This window comes from Pseudoruminococcus sp. (assembly GCF_047012705.1).
Classification (GTDB): Bacteria; Bacillota; Clostridia; order Oscillospirales; family Acutalibacteraceae; genus Pseudoruminococcus.
In genome coordinates this window covers 156,333-179,574 of sequence record NZ_JBKXNW010000005.1, presented here as the reverse complement: position 1 = coordinate 179,574, position 23,242 = coordinate 156,333, and the positions used below count along the sequence as shown (strand labels likewise).

The window sequence follows — 23,242 nt, the reverse complement described above, 5'->3', positions numbered from 1 at the left end:
TATTCTGCAATTTTTCTATGATGAATGATACTGATAAGAGTATTGACAAAATTGTGTCCGATTTGATATAATAATAACAGATAGGGTGTAGTTTTACCCTTTCTACAATTACATATTTTAAAAACAGGCGTACTCTGTAGGCGGGATATCTGACTAACTAATTATCTATCTGACTATTTAACTAGCTAACTGACGAATCAACTGATTAGTCATATCTATTACCACTTTTGAAGTTCGTTTTTTCTGTTTATTTCTGTTTAAAGGTGATCATACATAAGTTGATGACTACGTTGGAAAGAAGGGGGATGGTAATTTTGGTGAACGATACAACTCAGGATGCAAAAAATGCAGAAGTTTCTGTGGCGGCACGTGTTTTCAATGTGTCAAGTACAGTGTTTGTTTATCTGCTGGCTGCCTGCATTCTGATCGGAGCAGTGTTGTTTGCGTTTGACGCTTCACCGACAAAATCTATTTTTGGGTATCGGTATTATACGATTCTGACACCTTCTATGTCGCCGAGTTATGAAGTCGGAGATGTTGTTTTTGTACATATCGAAGATTCAAATACGATAAACGAAGGCGATGTTATTACATTTAACCCTTCCGCTGACAGTGAAGCGTATCTTACGCACCGTGTTACCGAAAAAATTGAAAATTATGAAGGTACAGGCGTTACCTGCTTCAGAACAAAAGGTGATGCAAACGATTCTGAAGACAGTTTTCTTATAGATGAAGAAAAAGTAATAGGAAAGGCTGTGTTCGGAATCCCCAAGCTTGGGTACATCATTCGTTTTGTACAGCTGAGGTGGTATTATATTGCCGCCATTACAGCAATGATCGTCGTATTCATTTATCTGCTGAAAAGATATTTCAAGGCAGAGGATGATGACGATGATCGGATGCCTGAAGCTGCCGGAGGAGCAGGTGAAGCAAACAGCGAAAAAACTGAATGACGTTTTGTCACAACAGCTTTTTGGCTGTAAAAAAATTTATTATTAAAGGAGAATGTGTTATGTCAAAAAATAAGAAAAACAAAAGAAGAGTGCTTGCAGTGTCCTGCATATTTGCGGCTCTTATAGTGGCAGGTTCCACATTTGCATGGTTCACAAGCAAGGATGAGGTTGTCAATAAACTCAGTGCACAAAGCAGCTATGATGTAGTAGCTGTCGAGGACTTTACACCGCCCTCAAACTGGACACCGGGACAGGAAGTTGAGAAAAAAGTTGGCGTTACTAACACGGGTAATGTTGATGCTTTCGTTAAGGCTACGCTCACCGGAAATATTGTTTTGAAGAATTATGTAGATTCTGAAAGTTTTAAACCAGCTAATGTTTCCAATTATGTTGAACTTGCAACTGAGGACACTAAAATCAGTCTTCCGGACACTACCGGACGCTCAAAAGATGAAGTGAAAGCAATTCAGGCAGGCGGCAGACTGGTTTACAGTCCTGTAATAGACGATTATGATACAAATAATATTCAGGGTGACGGTGCAGAAGTACTTAAAACTCAGAATGGCACGCTTGTAGGTACTGATTATACACCTGAAACAACAGGTTATTACATCTTTGCACGTTCAACAGAAGAAAGTGACACAGATGGTAAAACAACAAAGGTAACATACGACGGTTACTATTTTGTGAAAGACGATACAAATGGAGATAAATATTATGCTATTGATATAACTACTCCCGATGCCGATAATATATATAAGGTTAAGGCTCAGGTTAAAAAGACTGAAACAAAGCTTATAGAAGCAAAGGATCTTAATTATGTTGCAAACGCAGATAGCAGTGTTGTTTATGCCTACTATGATCCTAAGGGTAGCGAACTGACGTGGGATAGAACAAACAACAAATTATCAGGTTTAAATGGCGATGAGATTATCGTTGATATTGCTGTTAATACTGAAAAAGTTGCAACTGATGATACTAAAGATTGGACACTTGTAACTAATGAAGCAAATAAAACAGTTGATACTACAACATATAAAAATGTAGAAAGCGGGCATAACCTTTCTTTCTACTACAATAAACTGCTTGGCGGAGGTACGACTGCATCTGAAGTAATTAACAGTATCACTCTTGACAGCAATGTCAACAATGGAGCATATCTTTCACTGGATTATAACCTCAAGGTAACGGTTGATTCCGCACAGGTTGTTGATGACAGAGCAGTAGACGGTACGGCTGTAACTGCGGTTAATGCACAGGAGTGGGCAGTGCTGAAAGCAAGTTATAATGATTTAGACAAAACTGTAACTTGGTCTGAAAGATCATAATACAAATAAAAATACAATGCTGACATAGATCGAAAAGGAGTGCTGCTGCATGATGAAACGGGTTTGCAAGTTAATATTCGTAGTCTTTGCGGCAGTGCTCATCTTTTGCATGAATGTAACTGCATATGCGGTGCCGCTTAGCTCCGGAAGTGTGCAGGGATTGCCTGAAAAGCTTGTAGTGCTGGACGAGAATGGACAGTCGGCAAGCGAAAACGGAGAATATTTTTTCATTGTCGAAAATATGCAGGCAGGGCTGACATACACAAAAAACATTCAGTTGATGAACCTGCGGGATGACGCATCATACAAAATATCTTTCAGAGCAGAACCGCTGACAAAAAGCGGTGAAATAGATCTGGAAAACGAATGTAGCTGTGAGATATCTATTGACGGGGAAACAGTTTACAGTGGCAAAGTCACAGGAGAAGGAACGCCTGATATCCGTGACAATGCGTTGAGTCTCGGCAATTTTGAGCCTGGCGAAAGCCATGTAATGAAGGTTGATGTGAAATGGAACGGTACCTCCGCAGGCGGCTTTATTGACAACGGTGAACGCATTGTCGATACCGGCGGAACTACTGTTATCCGTGAAAAGAGCGGTCAGAACGAAATTTCGGGAGAAACGACCTTTCAATGGAGTTTTTATGCACAAGTAGAAGATACCCATATCACAGAACTCAGTGAGCCTGATCCTCCGTCCGACTCCGGCAGCGGAACGGAAAGTTCATATCTTCGTACATCAAGCGATGACGGCGGCTCGGAGATCTATCCGAAGCCCTCAGGCGGAGGAACTATCATTGATTTTGTACAGACAGGTGAGGTTGTTGCATGGACAGCGATCATCATTATTATGACGGCTGCTTTGATTCTTATTATTTTGCTTGCCAGCAAAAAGAAAAAGCAAAGGTCTGATTCGTGAAAGAAAAAAAGTCGCTTTTTTTGGCGGCTCTTTTTCTGTATTATCATATGGTAAATATTGAAAAAAGATTGAGGTGATTGTATGTTGAAGGGCAAAACAAAAGTGACAGTATTGTGTGCTGTTGCGGCTTTTATCATAGGGGCAGCAGTTCTGACAACATCTGCAGTCACGGATAATTTACACAAAGAAAAGGAAAATGATTTTGTGCCGGCAGTGATATCGCTGGCGGTTGTGGAAAATAACGAGGAAAACTCTGATTCTGAATTGAAGAAACCATTGGAATGGAAATCAGATAATGAAAACTACAAAGCAGATAAAAAAGTTGAAATTGCCAACTTGAATAATAAGGACGAAAATAATACTTCTGCCTATATCAGGGTCTGCATTAACCCGAGATGGACAGCGGAAGTCACTGTTAATGCAGGAACTGCGGAAGAAAGCAAAGTTATGGTTGATGCCGATATGCCTTTGGATGATTTCGGAGCATTGACAGCTATAGAGATCAATCAGGAATCAAATAGCTATACAATGGGAGCGGTTACCTTTCATTTAGCGGCTGATTGGAACGAACATTGGTTTTACAATGACAAGGACGGCTATTTTTACTGCAAAAGCGTGATTTCTATCGGCAAAAAAACGCCGCCGCTGCTTGACTATGTAACGATCTCTTCCGATACCAAGCAGAAACTGAAATCACTTGGTGCAAAGCTGACGGTCGATGTACTGGCAGACGGAATACAGTCGGAGGGAAAAGCGGCAAATACCATGTGGACTAATGTAAAAATTAATTCTGACAGAAAATTGGAAAAGAATGAATGAATATGAAAACCTTACTGAACATCATCAGCAGAATATTTTTCACATTAATATTTGCAGCCGGAGCATTGCTGATTGTTCTGCGGGTATGCGGAATATCAGTATTTATTATTCAGACCGGCAGCATGGGGGAAGCATATCCTGTCGGCTCGATGATATTTGTACAATCGACAGAGCCTGCCGAAATAGAAGCAGGGGATGTGATCACATTTGCGGCAGACGAAAATCTGACCGTTGTCACCCACAGAGTTGTCAAAAGAAATGACGAAAAAAGATATTTTATTACCTGCGGGGACATGAATAATACCAACGATGCACCTGTTGCGTTTGAAAGTGTTGCGGGCAAGGTTGTATATAAAATCGAAAAGATAGGCTATGTGATCAATATCATTAACCTTCCGGCAGTAAAATGGCTTCTGATCGCAGTACTGGCGGTTCTCGTGATATTGATGATCATACAGTTTTATAGAGAAAATAAGAGAAAGGCGGAGCATGAAGATGAAAAAGTTTAAATTTTCTTTAAAAAGTCAGATAATGCTGTCGCTGTGTATGCTGATTGCAGGCTTGCTTTTGTGCGTAGGCTCGCTTGCCTATTTTACCTCGCAGGACGAGGTGACAAATAATTTCAACGCAAAAACTCCTTCGATCGTGCTGTATGAAACACGATGGGAGAGCGAGGGTGCAAAGATGGCTCAGAAAGCTGTGCCGGGGATGGAGATACCGAAAGACCCGTATATCTATAACAATTCCGAGGCGGAAGTATACGTGCGTATGAAGGTAGAAATCACCGTTGACGAGAAAGAAATCAATGAGGATCTCTACAAGCAAATCATTAAGCAAATCATTTCACATATTTATTATAACTATAACTTCGATGATGAAAAAGGGGATTTGTTTTATGACACGAAGAGCGGCGAATATAATAATCCCGATTTTTACTATTATGGTGGTTATTTTTATTATGTAGAAAACGAAGTAGAAAACAAATCTTGTAAGGCTTTGAAACCGCACGAAGCTACACCAAAACTATTTGAATGTATTGAACTGCCGGTGAAGAAATCGGATTTCGACGGCGTATTTGACAATAAATTCACGATTAAAGTCATCGCTGAAGGGGTCAGCACAGCAGTGATAGAAGACCCGACGGTTAAGAATTGTGCCGACAAATTTTAATAACAGGGGGCGAAACAAATGAAAAAGCGTAAAAGCTTGATGAGAATGATTGCAATGTTTGTTGCAGCTGTTATGGTCTTTGAGTTGATACCGTATTTTTCGAGTGATTTGGAGCTGACGGCAGAGGCGGCAATGACCTTGGCTGAATTTGAACAAACACGTTGGAACAGCATATTGCGTACAACTTTTAACGAATATAATGTTACAGGTAATAGTACGCCCACATCACCGTTAACGGTTAGTGCATATACCGTAAAAGATGATTCTCCTTATTTTAAATGGCATAATACGGAAAGTGATGTATCTGCATGGACAGGCAGTACATCACCAGTAACTTCACAAATAGAAGAGGTTATTTATGACGAGGATACTGTAGAAAACGGCTTAAACAGAGATACCATAACAGCAAACGCAGTTACTGTAACATACAACACCTATCATGTTGAAAATGCTAACGAATTTGTTTGGGCAATGAAACAAGCAGATTTCGGTAATACCAGAATTATTCTTGAGAATGATATTGACATGGGCGGTGCTTCAGGAAGAAAGTGGTCAGAAACTATTACTCTTAGTGGAAATAGTTGGTTCGATTTGGAAGGGAATGGACATACCATTTATAATTTTCGGATGACCAAACCGCTTATCAATAGTTCTGAATCAAACAAAAAAACGATTATCCGTAATGTTTTGTTTACCAACTGTCTTGCTTTTTTTGCTAATAATTATCAGGGTATCGTGATAGGTGTGATTAAATCCCCTGTACATTTGGAAAATGTAAGTGTCACTGATTCGCTTGTGTATTCTGATTCGGAGAATATAGGGATTTTGATTGGACGTGTTGACGGTTATAAAGGTGGTAACATTTTCTTAGAAAACTGTTCTACACTCAGATCGTATATTTACGGAACATCACATATAGGCGGAATGACAGCTTGCCAGTACAACACTGGAACGTATAAGGTAAAATATAATGCTGAGTTTCCAAAATCTCCTGAGGCATGGATGGGAAAAGGTGTGGCAGTATTCCCCGAAATGGTGGAAAATTGCTATTCTGTTGACTGTGAGGTTTTCAGTAATGGCGAGGATTCAGGGGCTATTCTTTCTTGTGGTGACGGTTTTATATGCAGAAATTGTTTTACCAACAATACGATGTATGGAAATAAAAAGACGGGAGCTTATATAGGGCGTGTGGTGACTCTGTCTTCCCCAAATGCGAGTTTGTATGATGATAAGGGTAATTATACGCTGAATGAAGCTTTTATCAATTGTTTTTCTTCGGGTTCTGTGGAAGGTGCTGAAAAGATAGGAGGATTTACCGGCTTTCAAAATAGTGGTAATAATCTAAATTCAGGTGCCTGTGTTTATATTAACTGCTACAGTACGGCAATGGTCGGTATGGAATTTGCCGGAAAACAGCTTGGCGGTTTTATCGGTAATGAGGATACCTATAAATATGCTAAACAGCACCCTGCTGTAAATTTACCTGACGGAACTCAATCCAATAACTTCGGCGATGTATATATTAACTGTTATGCTGCCGGTGAGGTCGGTAATATTCTGACAGATACCTCAACCCAGGCAACAGGAAATTCACTTGGAGGGTTTCTGGGAAATGTTTCCACTTCCGGAAACGGAACATACTATAATTGTTATTATGACAAACAGACTACCGCCATGCGTGAACGAGCCTGCGGTGTACAAAATAACTTTTCTGTCGGAAATAGCCAGATTCCCGGTGTGACAGGCGTATATACGCAAAAAAGTACAGCTAAAAATGTAAAGGGACTTGCCGACAATGTGCGTATGAGTAATGACTACACAACATGGGAATACCAAAACGGCTTTTATCCCATGCTAAAGGTATTTATTGCTAATGATGCTTTTAATACTTTATTTGATGATACCCGCAGTAAGCTTGTTGAAGAGTATGCCCGTGCCTCGGTGGCAACCGTTCTTCTTAACCACTATGATACGATACTTGAAGATAATGGTGAGGAACGTGATGCAACAAGCAGTGATGAAGACAAAAAAGCCTACGATACAGTGCGTGACATTACCTCTAAATTTGAGCTGACTACCAATGACACTCTTGGCATAACGTGGGGCAAGGACAAGGAGAAAAATACAAGCCGTGGACTTAAGGATAAATTCGGCGGAGATGACGGCTTTACACTTGAATATACAACTGTTAAGCAGGACGAAAACGGAGCGTATCTGACTGGTACGGAAAACGAAAGTAAGATAACTAAAACCTTCACTCCCGATGTTCTGACGATAGGACGATATGACGACCCGGCAGATGAAAGAGGCTATTATTACAAATGCTTTGATTTTGCCCCCGGTATACAATGGCTGAAGGTAAGTGCAGGTGATATTGAGAATAATGTCACAAATTGGGACAACAAAGCTGATCTGACGTATACAGATCCGAACCTTGTCGGCAGCCGAAGTTTTCGACTCCTCCCGACAGCCTACCTCAATGCCGGCGATATTATGCATATCAATGTTAAAACCGATAATACAACGAGTCCTGTTACTTATACTAATACCGTAACGATCGCCCAGGGTGCAGATGAAAACAAAATCAAGGGTCTTTTTAATCATTCTGTAGGTGTTGCATTTGCCATTACTGATAAATATCGTATGGGAACAGATAATATTTATACTCATCAGTCAATACAAAAATTTAATGGAACTGGTTTGACCGACGATAATACATTTGCTTTTTATTCAGGGTATGCGGTCAATGATGCAAATACCGAAGATACGATTGATAACGTGAAGAAGGCAAAAAATATCGGCTCTGCTCCTATGGTTTCGCAGAAATTTGATATTAAGAATAATAATTCTTCTTCCGCAATTACCAATAACTCCTCAAACGGTACTGTAAGAGTCAGAATCTTCCGTGCAAACCCTAAGATCATAGATACAGGCGGCTTTTATCTTGAAAAGGGGAATGAAATCACTTATTCCGGCGATACACTCGCAAAGTGGCAGGGGGGAAAACCGTTTGATACAAACGATTCAAATGCCTACTATTATCTTGATTATTACTGGCGGCTGAATGACGGTCGATACCTTTTTGACAGAAAACTGGTGCGTATCACTGCTGATACTTACAGCGTTACTATGAAAACCGGTTTGCTTGACGAGCAGTATACTGTTAATGAAAGCGTTACTCCGAAAACAGCTGTAGACCAGTATGTAACAGATAATATTACAACGAATTCAGATAATACAAAAACTTGGGATAAGGATAACCTGTATCCGTCAAAAAACGGCGGCTTCAATGCGCAAACTGCCCCAAATTACTATGAGCCCGATACCTACAACAAATTTGAGTATATCAATGGAAATGACTATTATACAAAAACATTGAAAATTGATACAGCAAGTCCTCAGACAGCTGTGGGATGGATGCGTGCATCTGACTATAAGCTTACCGCTTTGATCGTAGAAGCGGTCGACAGTAACGGTATTCATCATGAAATGTCGAGAATTGATGCAAATAATGCCAACGACCCATTGAATTTTGATAACGCAGAATATACTTACGACTACAAAACCTATTCTGTTACTCAAGATTCGGAAACAAAAATTTTCAGTGTTACCGAAAACACCACTGTAACCAATACATTTAGTGTTGAAACTTATTCAAGTGAAGTAACTAATGGCGTTTCTAAGTTTATATTGTTTTCTTTTTCAACAACAGGGGATATATCCGAGGGGGCTTTTTCTGAAATTAAAGACAGTCTGATTATTACTGCTCTTTTCCGAAAAAATGATGCAAATGTCAAAACCGAAAAGCAGGTTCTTGCAAATACGGGCGACCCTATTACGGCGGTTTCAGATACTATAAAAACATCAACGTATGATAATAATGGGGTTACTCAAACTCAGACATACTACTCTTCCATTGATGTCATTGATGAGAATAAAAGAGTTGACGATAAGGGAATATCTGATACGGACAAAAGAAAAGCGGTGCTTTCAGGAGATACCCTGACCTACCGTTTGAAGGCTTATAATGCAGGATATTTCACTTCAAGGGAAGTTAATATCTATGATGATATCCCTTCGGGAACAACGTATGTGAAAGATTCTGCAAAATTGTACCGACAGAAATCATTGTCAACCTCACACTTTGACTGGTATGATGAACTTGAATTTATCGATATCACAGATATCACATCAGAAAAAGGATACAGCATCGAATATGATCCGACTTCCAAGAGAATCAGTGCAGATATCCCCAATATTGCACTGGACGAGAATTATTATCTGGAATATAAAGTCAAGGTTGACGATATCAAAGCTACCGATTTGTCTGAAACAATTACCAATAAAGCAAATTATCAATTTATCAATTTTAACGGTGATACAACCGATGACTTTAACGATACAAATCAAAATGCAGCGCAGGCTCATGCGATCGTTTCGATGGATGTTGCACATAATGAAGATCAGGAAGCGTATATTGTTAAGTTCTCAGGGCGTGAAATGGATTCGTCAAAGACATATACCATAGACTACTACCGTAATGAATTTCCGGAGAATTTCACATTCAAAGATAATTCTATAGAGATATACGCTCCCGATGATCGAGATATCACAAATCAGGTTGATATTGAGTACGATACAGATGCTGACAGTAAAAAGACAGGCTTTTCAATAAGAAATAAAGATGGTCAAGAACCTGCTATTGTACTTAGTGAAAGTAATGAGTATCAGGTTGTATTTAAGGGTACGGCTACTCCGTTGACCGATTCTTCACAGGAAATCAGAAATAAGGCTACCGTTACTTATACAGAAGGTGAAGGTCAAGATGCTAAGACAAAAGCAACCGCTATCAGCATTGTAGAACGTCTGACAAATCAGACAGAAACAGATGTTACGCACCTTTATGTTGATATTGACAAAATTATACCTCAAAACGACCCGGCACAATCATTTTTGTTTAAAATCGAAAGGTTTGATAAAGAAGATTTGAGTGATACACCGCAGACAAGCTATACAAAAATCAACTGTACTGTCGAGCAAGAAGACAACAGCTATACAGGCAGCCGCCTGCTGCAGCTTGATAAAAGAGGTTATTACCGTATCACTGAGGTGGATGACTGGAGCAATTCGGACTATTTGTTTGATGAAATCACCTGCACTGACATCAGCAAAGTTTCGGGCTTGACTGATAGCAAAACGATTTCAACTCAAAATCAGTCTGCGGTGATACAGCTTCCAAGGCAGTATAACAAAGATTCTCTTGCTTTCCCGACTTTTTTTGGTGAATTGAAAACAGGTTCGTATCCGATACTGAAATTTACAAACAAGCTGAATGACTATGCCTACAGAACCTCTCAGGCCTATGCGGAAAATAATATTTCATAAGATTATCAAAATCAAATAGCAGAAATAACAAATCACCATTCTTCTTTGAGAATGGTGATTTGTTTGGATATGACTGATAATTATTTATAAATGAGCAAAAAAATGAAATACTGCACAAAAATTTAGTTTATTCTCCCTTTGAAGTTCTGTAACAAAGTCGGCTTTCTCCTGCCCCTCGACCCCATCAGTCACGCTGACAAAGCTGACTTTAAGCTGATGTCATTAGTATTTAAATTATAGGAGGGGTAAAGCGTTCTATTGCTTCCACCATTTTGGGATGATGTATGACAAAGTGGATCGCAGGAGCCTTATTTTTTGACACCATGACCCATTCCCCTTCACATATTGAAATTTGAATATTGCGGAAGGTTTGTAATCCGGCGGATGAAAAGAAAAACATATTATTGTTTGCCGTGTTCATTGTCAGATCAAAATGCTCTCTGTATTCCTCATAGGTATATAGTACATCTGCTTCGTAGAATATTCCTGACAAAGATAGTGACAAGGGGTATGCTTCAAATTCCTCACGGCTGAGTTTCGGTATCTCTACAGTCAAGGTGCTTTCCTTTGTCAGGGAATCATAAAGCGTTTTTTAAAAATGAACATATTTCACAATTCTTTCCTTATCATGGCTTGTTACATGATTATGGCTTATGATTCTCTCCAGCAGCTGATCTGATATAGTAAACAACGGCAAGAAAGAAAAAATCATATGTCGCGGTTTTACTTTATTCTGAAAATCCTCTTCCCAGAATTTTCGGAATGCCTGCTCGGAATCTGCACGATAAATATCCATCAGCGGCTTTGCCTTAGACAGCAGAGCGTTTGCTCGTTTCTGATACTGCCGTACTTCTTCCTTGTTATTGGTCAGATAATATTTGCCCTCGGCGTGGTGACCGACAATAGCAGAACCCTCCAGAGCTGCTGCACCGGAAACCTCCAGCAAATGGTGAAACACTTTACTGGGGGGAGCATCTAAATAATACGGAGAAATCTGACCGGTCATATACATCGGGATATAACTTTCAAGTCCCAGCATCATTTCCTGAAGAGGTCTGTCTACATTGTGTATCATGTTCAGATGAAGTCCTTTTTTCAGCATAGCTGCCATACCATACATCCATTTTTTGGGGAACTCCGCAGTCTTTGCCATCTGTTCCATTGGCATATCGCTGTAGATCAGCACAGACGAATCAGAACGTGATAATACCGTTGCCTTCAGAAAATTCAGTTCCGTAGCCATCATGTCTTTCAGTCCTGTGGCGGAATGACGGGCAGGCATCTGAAACGGAGCTGTCGGAATTTTTATTTCATCAAAATGAATGATTCTGATATACTCGCTCAGATCAAATTCATCAAGCTTTTTCAGGAAACTCTCTGCAGTGTTTGATACTTTCAGTTCACCATCATACATCCATTCCGTTAGTGTGTGAAAATATACCTTCTCATCCTTCAGCCGCTCAGATTCCGAGCCGATCATTGAGGCAACTGCCGCAATATCACTGTCAGATGTATATTTCCGAACGATAAAATGACACACACCATCCACAAACGAGGCAATATCAGCCGGTTTCCTTTGTCCTGCCCTAATACGTGACAGATAGGAGGCATCAAAGCTCAATGCTTTGGCAAGTTCAGATAATCGTATATTCAGATTCGCCGTCAGAACATGAAAGTTACCAATTACACGCTCATAGTTCACTGCATTTTCCGTAAGTGCAGCGGTCAGTTCGTTACGGACTGTTTTTGTATCCATATTTTTCGACAGTGCTGAAATACCTTCAGCCAGAAGATCAATCTGTTCCGGTGTTGGTTTTCGCTCACCGTTACGAAAACGGCTTAACCGCACTTCAGATATTTCTGTCCTTGCAGCCAGTTCTTTTGCAGTACAGCCGATTTGAGAAATGTATCGGTTAAGCAGTTCTTCAAAACTCATATCTTACCTCCATGCATTTATATTATAATTCATTGTATATTGCATTTCTGAAATTGTCAATGCCAAATCCGGAAATATTCTTTTTGTTCCGGATCATTTTTTGTATAATGTTTATATTATAGCGTGCAGCGATCGATCTGATATGTATCACTCATAATGCAGTATTTAAGTTCCTGTATCATCTGGTACAAGTATCGCACACAAAAAATCTTTATAAGGAGAGTTTTTTATGAGAAAAAAATTACTCAAACGTACAGCAGCAGTCGCGATCAGTGCAGCCATGCTTTTCAGCACCGCACCAATGACAACCGCCTTTGCGGCAAACGGACCGATGGGTGAGTACACCACCGAATGGGGAGAGACCTTGCATCTTGCCTGGATCACGTTTAATGATTATCAGCTTGATGAAAACGGTAAAATAGTCAACGATCAATACGGTTGGGGAAATGTAACATCCAAGTATAATGTTTATGCTGAGGAAAAAACCGATAATGAAGCACTTGCCGGAGCTACTTATGACAAGGCAACCAATACCCTCACGCTCAATAATCTCAAAAACAAGAGTCTCCAGCTTGTTACCAATGTAATGGGTGACGACTTCACGATCAATGTTGTCGGAGATTGCGAACTGATGGAAATCCGGATATGGGGCGACAGTCACGGCGGCAGCCTGAAAATCACAGGTGACGGCACATTGACAGTTAATTCCTATAAGAATTATGATGCAGCAATTACGCTCTATGCGGAAAATACTGATGCAACCCTCAATTTTGATGAATCAGTTAACGTCAAACTTTACGGCAAGGAGAAAGCCGCTGCGATCATAGGTTCGCTGCACACCGATACCAAAACGGGCATCACCTTCGCCAACGGTCAGAGTACCGATGCCGTAAAAGCAGAAAAATACAGCTATGAAGTCCGTGAAATGGTCGAAACGATCGAAATCGGGGACTCCAAATGGAAAGAGGGCGATCTGGCTGCCAGCGAGGATGACCCTGACGGCATTTATGCCATAGCAACCTATTGGTATGTTGATGATGATAATAACCCTACTAGTGATACCCTACATAGCGTGAAGGAGTTCGTGTATGATGAGCAGAGAGGTGTTTATCTTCAGGACACCGGCTTTGGTACATTAAATGATCTGACCGACGAGGAACTGAAAAACAGCAAATTTTCATTTATTTATGATACAGAAAACTACGGTAAGGAGATTGCTTATCACAATGCAGATACTCCTGTGCAAAATGAATATTCGTCATATTACACGATATATCAGGTGAATGTTCCGGATGATCCTCAAGGCGTTTACGGCACCAGTGGTCACCTGGAAGGAAAATATATTAACAGCTCAACAATTTATCATCTTGCCAAGGATGAACAAACAGAAGAATATTATGAGGATAAAGAGCTGGATTATACGGAAAATTCATTGAACCGTTCTGAGTTTCTTGCTTCTGATTTTGCCTATGTATATGACGAATCAGAAAAACCTGTATCCGTTAGTGTTAAGACAATTGACGGTTATAACGCGACTGTCTATCTGATGACAAGGGAATCTGAGCCGGATGCTTATTATGGAATCTATCGATATTATCTTCCTGATACAGATACTTCCACTACACTCTATCGTCTGGTTTACGTTCAGGAAGATATCTTGCCGATCTGACAGGCTACAGCATTACATCTGATATTATGGGGGGCGTAGATCTGCTGCATGATCTTGACTCTGAGCAAAAGAAAAATGAAAGACTTTCCATTCAGATCGTTCAGACACTTGCCAGTGCATTGGATCTTTGGAATACAAATGAAGATTTCCGCAACGCTATGACTGAAATATGGAACGGCATTGTCGGGAAATTTCAGGAGTTTTTTCAGGGTATAGTTGACAGGCTTAACGCTCTGGGCTTTAATTTCAAAGACATCGGTGAAGTTATTATGGCTGTATGGGATACCGTCTGCTCATTCCTTGCACCTGTGCTGGAAGGTGCTTTCCAATACATAAGCAATATGCTTTCGTATTCTCTTGATATGATAACTTCCATCCTGGATATTTTTATCGGTATTTTCACGGGCAACTGGGAGCAGGTATGGGAAGGTGTCAAGGGCATATTTATGGCTGCATGGAACTTCCTCGTTAACAATATCAAAAATATACTGAATGTGTTTAAGGGGATTTTTGAAGTCTTTCTCAGCTGGTTCGGCATATCGTGGGATGATCTATGGAACGGTGTAAGTGAGTTTTTCAATAATATATGGAAAGGAATAAGCGGATTTTTCAGTGGCATAATGAATGGTATCAGAACTACTGCTGAAACAGTCTGGAATGCAATATCCGCCTTTTTTACGATTATATGGACTGCTATACAGAATACCTTTACAACGGTTATTACTGTGATACAGACCATTCTTTCTACAGCATGGAATACAATCAAAACCGTAATCGAAACCATCTGGAATCTGATATCTGCTTATTTTACCACCGTCTGGAATATCATAAAAACCATTTTTACAACAGTTGTATCTGTGATACAGACAATCCTTTCCACTGCGTGGAATACGATAAAGACCGTAATTGAAACAATCTGGAATTTGATATCTGCTTATTTTACCACTGTATGGAATATAATAAAAACGATTTTTACAACGGTGGTAACTGCGATACAGACTATCCTTACTACTGCGTGGAATACAATAAAATCGGTCATACAGACGGTCTGGACTGTTATATCAACATTTTTTACGACTATATGGAATACCATAAAAACAACATTCACAACAGTCGTTACGGCAATACAGACCTTCCTGACTACGGCTTGGAACGCTATAAAAACAGTGATATCAACCGTGATGAACGCAATACATACCGTGATTTCGACTGTATGGAATACGATAAAAACCGTTATTACAACAATTATTACGGCGATTCAGACTTTTATCACCAATGCGTGGAACACGATAAAAAACACGGTATTGACTGTTGTTAATGCTATACAGACCGTCATTTCCACTGTATTCAATACGATAAAGACAGTGGTTTCAAATATCATGAACGGCATCAGCAGTACGGTGTCAAGCATCTGGAACAATATAAAAAATACAGTTTCAAATGTTGTTGGTGGTATAAAGGATGCTGTTTCAAATGCCTTTAACAATATTTTATCCGGCATAAAAAATGCCATGTCCAATGTATATAATGCTGTGAAGGGCGGCTTTGATAATGTCAAAAACTTTATGGGCAACCTTGCATCAGAAGCGTTTAACTGGGGTAAGGATTTGATTTCCGGTATCGTAAACGGCATCAATAACTGTATCGGCTGGGTAACTGATGCTGCCTCAAATGTCGGCAATGCTATCCGTTCTTTTCTGCACTTCTCCGTGCCGGACGAGGGTCCTCTTACCGATTATGAGCGCTGGATGCCGGACTTTATGAAGGGTCTTGCAAAGGGTATAGAAAATAGTCGTGGAATGATAAAGTCCGCAATAAAAAATGTATCTGCCGATATGGTCGTCAGCCCTCACGCAGAAGTCACAGCTGCTGCTTCAGATGACGGTGTATCTCAAACAGACCTTACTGAACTGATAACTGCGATAAAAGGGGCTTTTCCTAAAGGTGGCACAATGGGTGGTAACGGTGACATCGTTATTCCGGTGTATGTCGGCGGTACTATGCTTGATGAAATTATCGTCAATGCTCAGCAAAGAGCAAATCTGAGAAGCGGAGGAAGGTAGCATGGCATTTACAGAATACTTGAAAATCAACGGTGAGCTTTTGCCGTATCCTGATTCTTACGACCTGTCGCTCTCCTCAGTGGAATCCGATTCCGGCGGAGAAACTGAAGCCGGAACAAGACAGCGTGATGTTGTGCGTCAGGGTGTTGTTGATATTTCCGTATCATTTATGGTGACGGCTTTATGGCTGAAAAAGCTAACGGCATATTCCAAACAAAATAAGCTGACTGTACAGTATTTTGACACGGACACATTATCCTTAAAAGAAACAGAGATGTATATAGACGGCTTCAAAGCAAAGCTGGAACAAGATACTTCATATAAGGGCTTGTGGTCGGTGGATTTTACGCTGAAAGAGTATTAAAAATCTTATATGAGAGGAGGAAGCCAATGTACCATGTATCTGAAAACTTCATAAAGGCGATTCAGAGTAACAGTAGAAGTTATTTCTGGACTGGAGAGATAACCACAAAAAAGGGACAGAAATATCGGTTTGAAAATAAGGACATTGTTAAAGGCAGCGGATACATTACCCGTCAATGCTGCGGCAACACGGAAATAGAGCTTGGTACAGTTTATGCTGCCGAGATGGGTATATCTCTTTTTACCGATATTGACAGGTACAGCTTGGAGGATGGCACGATAACCGTATCTTTTCATCTGGATGTGGGTGGCAAATATGAAGAAGTACCGATGGGGATATTTGAGATAAGCGAAGCAAACAGGAGCATAAAAACGCTTGAATTAAAAGCCTATGACTGTATGCTGAATTTTGAAAAGAGTTTCAAAAATACGCTTTCTTCCGGCACTCCTTTTGACTTTTTCTCTCTTGCCTGTGAGAATTGTAGAGTGCCTTTCGCACACACCAGAGCAGATATTGAAGCTATGCCAAACGGAAAGTTTATCTATGGCATCTACGGTGAAAACGATATTGAAAGCTGGCGTGACTTGCTTTTTTATACGGCACAGGTTCTCGGCTGCTACTGTCAGATAAACCGTCAGGGTCAGCTTGAACTGCGAAAATACGGAAACACTCCCATAATGCAGGTATCGAACAAGCAGCGTTTTTCAAGCAGCTTTTCTGATTTCATTACACGATATACAGCAGTCAATTCTACAAATCAAAAGACAACTACTGCTGAATATTATGCTCTCACTCCCGATGATGGGCTGACAATGAATCTCGGTGTTAATCCGCTTTTGCAGTTTGGATTAAAAGACACGAGAGAAAAGATAATACGCAATATCCTCAGTGACATTTCCAAAGTCAGGTATGTTCCTTTCGATTCGGAAACAATAGGAAACCCTGCACTTGATATCGGAGATGTCATTTCCTTTTCCGGCGGTCACGCTGATGATACGCAGATAGCTGCTATTACCGGAATGACCGTAAAAATCAATGGCAAAACTACGCTGAAATGTGTAGGCAAAAATCCTCGATTATCACAGGCGAAAAGCAAGAATGATAAGAATATCGCAGGCTTGCTTAATTCTGTGGAGGTAGGCAAAATAACCGTTCACTCGTATATGAATTCTTCTCCGTTTACTGTCGGCGAAAATGATGCGGAAATCGTCAGTCTTGAGTTTGCATCTCAGGACGATACAGATGCTGAGTTTCACGGCAGTATCCTTATCGACATTACGGCAGACGAGGTACAAAAAACAGCGACAGCAAAGGTAAATGAAAAAGACATTGTTATGCTGTGGAACGAGGATGGCAGGGCAACGCTGAAAGTAACTTATGTTATCAACGATAATGTCATCAATACCTATTACCCCATTGAAACATGGCAAAGTGGTAAGCATATTCTCAATCTTTACTATCCGATATCAAAGCTTGATGCAAATGCATATAACACATTCAAAGTCAGACTGTCTGTGACTGGCGGCTCCGGCTTTATTGACCGTATGCAGGCTCTATGTACCATCAGCGGTCAGGGACTCAGTGCCGGAAATGTATGGGACGGTCGTCTGTCGTTTGAGGAGAAGTTTGTACCCGTTGCTGATGTTGGCAGCTTGTCATTCAGAAAAGCAATCGATATTGTTGAGCCTTATACGGAAGTACCTGAATCTATAGGACTTGTTGATACCTTTACTCCTGCTCGTTTTGGTCGTTTGACAGCACTACGCTTTATCGCAGAGCCTCAGATGAACCCTGTTGTTGTTACTGAAACAATAGAACCTGCTGACCGCAATGAAATGACATTTAACCGTCAATATGTATGGTCTGAAACAACATTTAAATTTCAGACTGATTACAGCTTTACGAATTATGAGGTGCTTATTGACGAGGGCAGGATGAGCAGGATTGAAATAAATACAGAGCAGTTTGCGAGAATTGACAGTCTGGAGGTGAAACGCAGTGGTGATATATGATTCTGTTCGTTCAATTATGAATACGACTGAAAATATGGAGCATCTGATCATAAATACACAATATGACGGAACCACTCTGCAATATCAGGGTGTGGACTGGTTTCAGTTTAATGGTAAGGTCATATCAAATATCTATGTCAGTGACAACAGCTTTATAGGGCTTGGCAGCAGAACAGAGCATTTGCTTGTCTGCCGGAGAGATGCGTCGCTGTATAACTTTTATCGTGAGGAAGGCAATCTTTTCGGAACTATCCGGTTTCTGAAACTTCGTTGGGAAGGCTACGCACAATATAATAATACCACCGAGGATGTCAGGCTTGTTTACGAATGGTTTTTCTTTGAAACAGGCGATATGTTTCTGAATCTTATCAAGGCTCCCGACGCTGCCGGATATCTTGGCACAAGCAGAATTAACGGCGGTATGAATCAGGATTTTGCCGTTACAGTTACTCAGCAGCAGTATATTTCCTTTTTCCATAAAGACAGCAGCGGCAAGAAGTTTGATATAAGCTATTCAGTTATTGATTTCGCACCGTCTTTTGAAAGTAAATATCTACTTGCTGACAAAGCAGGCAGGTTTTACAGGCTGATGCACAACAAGGCATTTGTTGACTCAATTGTTTTTAAAGGCGGGCAGTGTATCCGAACAGGACTTCTGCCCGGAAATGATATGCGTCTGTCGGTATCGTTCAAAACATCTACTTTCGGGAATGCTGCAATATTCGGAGCAAGAACCGATGAAAAGACAGATATGTTTGGTGTTTTCCTGACTGACAGCAAGCATATTACCTGTGTTTATGGCGGTCAAAACATCACTGAGGAAGTGGATGATTACAGGGATATTCCGATTACGCTGGAACTGTCAAAAGACGGATTGGAACGTGACGGTATCACTATTATGACCTTTGATAATGCGGAGTTTACTTCATCATGCGAACTGATAATAGGAACGATGAATACGGCAGACCAGCTTGACAGCCGATACTTTATGGGAACTGTATACAGTATAGACCTGTGGCAGGGTGAAGAACAGCGTCTGCACCTTGTTCCTTGCATGGATGAACAGGTCAAGCCCTGTTTTTATAATATTCTGACAGACAGCTCCTATCAGAATAGCGGATTCAATGAGTTTGAATTTGAAGATGAAAATCTGGAATATGATAAATCTTCATATATTGAAGAAGTACCTGTAAAAAAACTTAATTCTGCTGCATTCCGGCAGTACGGATTTGATGATTTTCCGAGAAATATTATCTTTTCAAAGCTCACTAATCCTGTTCTGTATCATTGGCAGGATACAGATATTGAACTGCCGCCTATCAGTGCGAAAATAACGGCTATTCCTCCAGTGCAGCTTGTCTATTCAAAAAACACAGAAATGAATGACAGCACTATCTTGGGCATAGAAAGCGTAGAGATTGATTCCGATGATAACACACTTTTTGCCTTTTCGTTTGACGGCGGCATAACATGGAAAGCATATACAGACGGCAGATGGATGACATTGTCGGAGGAAACAAGCGGAATGAACCGTGAGTCAGTAAAAGCTGTCGGCACGGATGCCTGGAATGAAGCGGCAACTGACAGGCAGTATAAAATCCGATTTGCATTAAGAGAAGGCTGCTATGTCAATAAAATAATAGTACACTATCTGAACTAAAGGGGTGATAACCATTGAAAGGAATAACTGAAATAGAACTGACGGATGTCTACACAGGCAAGGTTGAAAAATACAAGGAAACCAACCTTGTCACCAATGCTATGGCGGATTTTTTCAGCCATAACATCAACGGTATGTTATTTACCATCGAGGGAAATACAAACGATCTCAACGACAATATGCTGCCTTTATGCAAAAACGCTATCGGAGGCATTTTGCTTTTCTCTGATACAATAGAGGAAGATCCCAATAAATACTACGCACCTTCCGCAAATCCATGTGTAGGATATGCGTCAAATGATGTCAACGCAACGACAAATATTATGCGCGGAAGTATGAACCTGACTGAAACCAAAAAACTGGATAACGGCTACCGTTTTGTCTGGGACTTCACAACCTCGCAGGCAAACGGCACTATATCTTGTATAGCTTTAACTCATAAGTGGGCGGGCATAGGATATATGGGTGATGGCTACAACGGTACAGGCAGTATCTGGGTAATGCGCTCCCGCAATGCCAACAGCAGTGGTGAAGCAAGAACAGCTTACATAAATGCTGTAGAAATAAATCCGGAAGAAAACTATTTCTGGACTATCGGTATCAACACGAGCAACGAACTTATTATCCAAAAGGTGCGTATGAGCTTTACAGCTGTGGGATTGAATGACACTATGCTCGGAACAAATCACGATGTACTTTTTGAAATAAAGCTCAACCCCACAATGTTTGTCATGTCCAATCCGAGCAGTAACGAAGGAGCTTATGATTTCTTTGACGGTAAAGATGGCTACTGGTACGGCTTCTGGGGCGGAGGTAATAAAAGCGGAAATGCGAGCCTTACAAAGATAAAAATCAACAAATCTGACTTTTCATTCACCGAGGAGCGAATGACGCTTATTGGTGTGACTTGTCAGGCTGTAGGCTATCACGGCGGATATAACGGTAATCCACAGAGGAATGTGCAGAGTGTTCTGCATAATGGTTATCTTTATATGGTATCTTATGATAAGACGAAGGTCTACAAGATCAACATTGATAACGCTGCCGACATCAAAGAAATTCCTCTCGGTTCTACATCGGCATACAGCTGCAATGATGATTATTATCGCAGCGGAAGTATCTATCTTGCAAACCTCGGTGACTGGATAGTTGGTTCGGACTTCCGTATAAACACAGAGGACAAGGTTTTCCGAAAAGCTAACAGCGCACAGTGGACTTATACCAGTACACCACTGTTTCAATATGGTCCCTACCTGTTCAGCTTTGGCGGCTATTATGCGAATTCTACAAGGCAAAACTTGTTTTTATGGACACCATATCTTGCTACGATAAATAACCTTGAAACCTCTGTCATAAAGACGGCGGATAAGACCATGAAAATTACTTACACAATACAAGAAGAATAACTACGGAATCAGGCGGCAGTAATCTGTCGCTTTTTTTCATACAAAACATTTTTGAAGGAGCGTGATGCTTAATGAAGGAATTCTGGTACACGATACAGTTTATTTTTACTGTACTCGGCGGTTGGCTTGGGTATTTTCTCGGTGGCTGTGACGGGCTTTTAATTGCACTCGTGGCTTTTGCTGCCATCGACTATATCACAGGTCTGATGTGCGCTATCAGTGAAAAAAGGCTGAACAGCAAAATCGGTTTTAAGGGTATCTGCCGTAAGGTGTTAATATTCACCCTCGTCGGTGTGGCAAACATCATCGATGTGCAGGTCATCGGCACAGGCAGTGTACTCAGGACAGCGGTAATCTTCTTCTATTTATCGAATGAAGGTGTGTCACTATTGGAAAACGCAGCTCATCTGGGACTTCCGATACCTAAGAAATTGAAGGACATTTTAGAGCAGCTGCATGACAGAACAGATAAGGAGGACAACAAGAATGATCAAGGGAATTGATGTATCATCATGGCAGGGAAATATCGACTTTGCAAAGGTAAAAGCAAGCGGTATTGATTTTGTCATTATCCGTGCCGGTTACGGCAGAGAAACAAGCCAAAAAGATAACTGTTTCGAGCAGAATTACAATGCAGCAAAAGCTGCCGGACTGGATGTGGGTGCTTATTGGTATTCGTATGCAGACAGTGCCGAAGATGCCGTGAGAGAAGCAAAGGCTTGTATGGAGGTTATCAAGGGAAAGAAATTCGAGTATCCGATCTACTTCGACCTTGAGGAGCAGAGCCAGTTTGCAAAGGGTAAAAACTTCTGCGACAGCGTGATCAAGGCATTCTGTGGTGAACTCGAAAAGCACGGCTATCTTGCCGGACTTTACTGCTCTACATATTACCTGAACAATTATGTTTCAAACAGTGTAGCAGGCAAATATGCGCTGTGGGTAGCACAGTATAACTACCGCTGCACTTACACAGCAAACAAGTACGGCATCTGGCAGTATTCTTCCGAGGGCAGAATCAACGGTATCAGCGGAAATGTGGATATGGACTACTGCTATACCGATTATCCGAATATCGTCAAAAATGGCGGATACAACGGATATAAAAAGACTACGGCAAAGAAAACTACTGCAACCGAAAAGAAAACCACATTAACGGCGACCACAGCTAAAAAGAAAACAGTCGATGAGCTTGCAAAAGAAGTCATTGCCGGAAAGTGGTCTGCCGGAGATGAACGCAAACAGAAGCTGACAGCGGCAGGTTATGACTACAGCAAGGTTCAGGCAAAAGTAAACGAGCTTATGGCAAAGCCAGCTCTCAAATCTGTGGATGAGATTGCAAAGGAAGTCATTCAGGGCAAATGGGGCAACGGTGACGAGCGCAAAGCAAAGCTCACCTCTGCCGGATACGATTACGGCAAGGTTCAGGCAAGAGTCAATGAGCTGATGAAAAATCAGTAAACACAAGAGCAGACACTCATCTCGCTTGGTGGGTGTCTGCTGAATTTTTTTATGCGGGGGTGTTTGCATGACTAAGGAACAAAAGGCACTTGTTGTAAAG

General features: G+C 40.8%; 17 protein-coding genes. 15 read left to right on the top strand and 2 right to left on the bottom strand.

Features of this window, described 5'->3' with window-relative positions; all coding sequences use genetic code 11:
• Window positions 1-317: 317 nt before the first annotated feature.
• From ACLU24_RS06660 to ACLU24_RS06630, 7 genes are all read left to right on the top strand, one after another.
• Window positions 318-953 (top strand): signal peptidase I, encoded by a 636-nt coding sequence (locus tag ACLU24_RS06660; RefSeq protein WP_412611332.1) that lies wholly within the window; start codon window positions 318-320, stop codon window positions 951-953.
• A 59-nt stretch (window positions 954-1,012) separates the two neighbouring features.
• A complete protein-coding gene (locus tag ACLU24_RS06655) occupies window positions 1,013-2,281 on the top strand; it encodes a BsaA family SipW-dependent biofilm matrix protein (protein WP_412611235.1) in 1,269 nt (422 codons plus the stop codon).
• Between the two features lie 49 nt (window positions 2,282-2,330).
• Window positions 2,331-3,200 (top strand): hypothetical protein, encoded by an 870-nt coding sequence (locus ACLU24_RS06650; protein WP_412611233.1) that lies wholly within the window; start codon window positions 2,331-2,333, stop codon window positions 3,198-3,200.
• Window positions 3,201-3,281: 81 nt separating this feature from the next.
• A complete protein-coding gene (locus tag ACLU24_RS06645; RefSeq protein ID WP_412611231.1) occupies window positions 3,282-4,019 on the top strand; it encodes a hypothetical protein in 738 nt (245 codons plus the stop codon).
• Window positions 4,020-4,021: 2 nt separating this feature from the next.
• Window positions 4,022-4,528 (top strand): signal peptidase I, encoded by a 507-nt coding sequence (locus ACLU24_RS06640; protein WP_412611230.1) that lies wholly within the window; start codon window positions 4,022-4,024, stop codon window positions 4,526-4,528.
• Entirely contained in the window at window positions 4,515-5,189 is a 675-nt protein-coding gene (locus ACLU24_RS06635; RefSeq protein ID WP_412611229.1) for a SipW-dependent-type signal peptide-containing protein, read from the top strand. Before ACLU24_RS06640 ends, ACLU24_RS06635 begins: the two co-directional genes overlap by 14 nt.
• 18 nt (window positions 5,190-5,207) lie before the next feature.
• Complete coding sequence (locus ACLU24_RS06630; RefSeq protein WP_412611228.1) at window positions 5,208-10,574, top strand: hypothetical protein; 5,367 nt, start codon at window positions 5,208-5,210, stop codon at window positions 10,572-10,574.
• Between the two features lie 229 nt (window positions 10,575-10,803).
• Here the strand turns inward: ACLU24_RS06630 and ACLU24_RS06625 are convergent, their stop codons facing one another.
• Together ACLU24_RS06625 and ACLU24_RS06620 are read right to left on the bottom strand one after the other, a co-directional pair.
• Window positions 10,804-11,130: a hypothetical protein gene (locus ACLU24_RS06625; RefSeq protein ID WP_412611226.1), complete on the bottom strand. Its 327-nt coding sequence runs from the start codon at window positions 11,128-11,130 to the stop codon at window positions 10,804-10,806.
• A gap of 36 nt (window positions 11,131-11,166) precedes the next feature.
• Window positions 11,167-12,510, bottom strand: a complete 1,344-nt coding sequence (locus tag ACLU24_RS06620) for a helix-turn-helix domain-containing protein (RefSeq protein ID WP_412611225.1) — start codon at window positions 12,508-12,510, stop codon at window positions 11,167-11,169.
• A 364-nt stretch (window positions 12,511-12,874) separates the two neighbouring features.
• Between ACLU24_RS06620 and ACLU24_RS06615 the strand changes: the two genes are divergently transcribed.
• From ACLU24_RS06615 to ACLU24_RS06580, 8 genes are all read left to right on the top strand, one after another.
• Complete coding sequence (locus ACLU24_RS06615; protein ID WP_412611223.1) at window positions 12,875-14,179, top strand: hypothetical protein; 1,305 nt, start codon at window positions 12,875-12,877, stop codon at window positions 14,177-14,179.
• Between the two features lie 26 nt (window positions 14,180-14,205).
• Window positions 14,206-16,242, top strand: a complete 2,037-nt coding sequence (locus ACLU24_RS06610; RefSeq protein ID WP_412611220.1) for a phage tail protein — start codon at window positions 14,206-14,208, stop codon at window positions 16,240-16,242.
• Between the two features lies 1 nt (window position 16,243).
• Window positions 16,244-16,606 carry a hypothetical protein gene (locus tag ACLU24_RS06605; RefSeq protein WP_412611219.1) on the top strand — a complete coding sequence of 121 codons (363 nt, stop codon included), beginning with the start codon at window positions 16,244-16,246 and terminating at the stop codon, window positions 16,604-16,606.
• 26 nt (window positions 16,607-16,632) lie between these two features.
• The gene (locus tag ACLU24_RS06600; protein ID WP_412611217.1) at window positions 16,633-18,618 is read left to right on the top strand and encodes a hypothetical protein; all 1,986 of its coding nucleotides are present in this window, start codon (window positions 16,633-16,635) and stop codon (window positions 18,616-18,618) included.
• The gene (locus ACLU24_RS06595) at window positions 18,605-20,278 is read left to right on the top strand and encodes a hypothetical protein (protein WP_412611216.1); all 1,674 of its coding nucleotides are present in this window, start codon (window positions 18,605-18,607) and stop codon (window positions 20,276-20,278) included. Before ACLU24_RS06600 ends, ACLU24_RS06595 begins: the two co-directional genes overlap by 14 nt.
• 14 nt (window positions 20,279-20,292) lie before the next feature.
• Complete coding sequence (locus ACLU24_RS06590; protein ID WP_412611213.1) at window positions 20,293-21,684, top strand: hypothetical protein; 1,392 nt, start codon at window positions 20,293-20,295, stop codon at window positions 21,682-21,684.
• Between the two features lie 71 nt (window positions 21,685-21,755).
• Window positions 21,756-22,187: a phage holin family protein gene (locus tag ACLU24_RS06585; protein ID WP_412611211.1), complete on the top strand. Its 432-nt coding sequence runs from the start codon at window positions 21,756-21,758 to the stop codon at window positions 22,185-22,187.
• The gene (locus ACLU24_RS06580; protein ID WP_412611210.1) at window positions 22,171-23,142 is read left to right on the top strand and encodes a GH25 family lysozyme; all 972 of its coding nucleotides are present in this window, start codon (window positions 22,171-22,173) and stop codon (window positions 23,140-23,142) included. The genes ACLU24_RS06585 and ACLU24_RS06580 overlap by 17 nt, the downstream gene beginning before the upstream one ends.
• The last annotated feature ends 100 nt before the right edge of the window (window positions 23,143-23,242 follow it).

What these genes read in the sequence shown, in the direction of transcription:
- ACLU24_RS06580 (WP_412611210.1), top strand. Translation starts at nt 22,171, where the DNA reads ATGATCAAGGGAATTGATGTATCATCATGGCAGGGAAATATCGACTTT.
- ACLU24_RS06635 (WP_412611229.1), top strand. Translation starts at nt 4,515, where the DNA reads ATGAAAAAGTTTAAATTTTCTTTAAAAAGTCAGATAATGCTGTCGCTG.
- ACLU24_RS06610 (WP_412611220.1), top strand. Translation starts at nt 14,206, where the DNA reads ATGGGGGGCGTAGATCTGCTGCATGATCTTGACTCTGAGCAAAAGAAA.
- ACLU24_RS06640 (WP_412611230.1), top strand. Translation starts at nt 4,022, where the DNA reads ATGAAAACCTTACTGAACATCATCAGCAGAATATTTTTCACATTAATA.
- ACLU24_RS06645 (WP_412611231.1), top strand. Translation starts at nt 3,282, where the DNA reads ATGTTGAAGGGCAAAACAAAAGTGACAGTATTGTGTGCTGTTGCGGCT.
- ACLU24_RS06650 (WP_412611233.1), top strand. Translation starts at nt 2,331, where the DNA reads ATGATGAAACGGGTTTGCAAGTTAATATTCGTAGTCTTTGCGGCAGTG.
- ACLU24_RS06620 (WP_412611225.1), bottom strand. Translation starts at nt 12,510, where the DNA reads ATGAGTTTTGAAGAACTGCTTAACCGATACATTTCTCAAATCGGCTGT.
- ACLU24_RS06585 (WP_412611211.1), top strand. Translation starts at nt 21,756, where the DNA reads ATGAAGGAATTCTGGTACACGATACAGTTTATTTTTACTGTACTCGGC.
- ACLU24_RS06605 (WP_412611219.1), top strand. Translation starts at nt 16,244, where the DNA reads ATGGCATTTACAGAATACTTGAAAATCAACGGTGAGCTTTTGCCGTAT.
- ACLU24_RS06655 (WP_412611235.1), top strand. Translation starts at nt 1,013, where the DNA reads ATGTCAAAAAATAAGAAAAACAAAAGAAGAGTGCTTGCAGTGTCCTGC.
- ACLU24_RS06600 (WP_412611217.1), top strand. Translation starts at nt 16,633, where the DNA reads ATGTACCATGTATCTGAAAACTTCATAAAGGCGATTCAGAGTAACAGT.
- ACLU24_RS06630 (WP_412611228.1), top strand. Translation starts at nt 5,208, where the DNA reads ATGAAAAAGCGTAAAAGCTTGATGAGAATGATTGCAATGTTTGTTGCA.